1 pseudogene is annotated in these 759 nt (G+C 54.9%); it reads right to left on the bottom strand.

Features of this window, described 5'->3' with window-relative positions:
* Positions 1 to 617 precede the first annotated feature (617 nt).
* A pseudogene (locus tag M5C01_RS32750) lies at positions 618 to 759 on the bottom strand (transposase); the annotation flags it as partial.

Below are 759 nucleotides of genomic sequence, written 5' to 3'. Positions count from 1 at the left end.
GTGAGCGTCTGACCATCACAGCCCGGCGCGCCACGATTGCGGCGTACATCCTGGTACGCCATCCACACCAGCGACTTCGGTATCTCGAATGCTTTTCGCTGCACTAAAACGTCATCCTCGTTTGAGTTGTGTCCCGCACAACGAAAGTGATCCCCACCCCTTCGCTCCAGCCCCATTACAGGTCTTTCATCACTACTACGGGTGAGTCCGTCCCTATCCCCACGATACGTGCAGAGAATAGGTTCTCACGTTCCCCAAAATGGCCTGGCTCAGGTTCTTGCTGCCTTAACAACGGGTGCCGTGCAGTCGGTAGACAGGTGTCCTCTGCACTTCTCGGGGCCCGGCTATACAAGCCCGTTTTGACACCAGTGGAGATTTCGTCGCTTCATCAGTCAGTTCACTTTCGCTCAACTACCTGAGCCTTACGTGACAGTAGTTTCTCTGCCTTTTCCCGAATTGCTCACCACCAACATGCTGAACATGTTCGCAGCATCGGGTCGTTTGATCAGTGCGCCTGCACGCCCTGACCGGAGGGCCTACCTCCATCCATCTTGGAACATGGAGTGTCATGCCGCCGTTTTCATGTCGTCGCCATGACGCCTCCTTCGTGACACACAAAGCCAATTTTTGCGTCCAATCACAAACGGCTTGATCGCGCGCTCAGCGACGTTGTTGTCGATAGGCAAAAAACCGGCCTCCACGTAACGCAGCAGCCAACTCCAGTTGCTCGCCATGTAACTGATCGCTTTACCCAGAGGA

Origin of the sequence: Pseudomonas sp. MWU12-2319, assembly GCF_023242525.1 — a bacterium.
GTDB lineage: Bacteria > Pseudomonadota > Gammaproteobacteria > Pseudomonadales > Pseudomonadaceae > Aquipseudomonas > Aquipseudomonas gingeri_D.
This window is presented reverse-complemented; position numbering and strand designations above follow the sequence as displayed.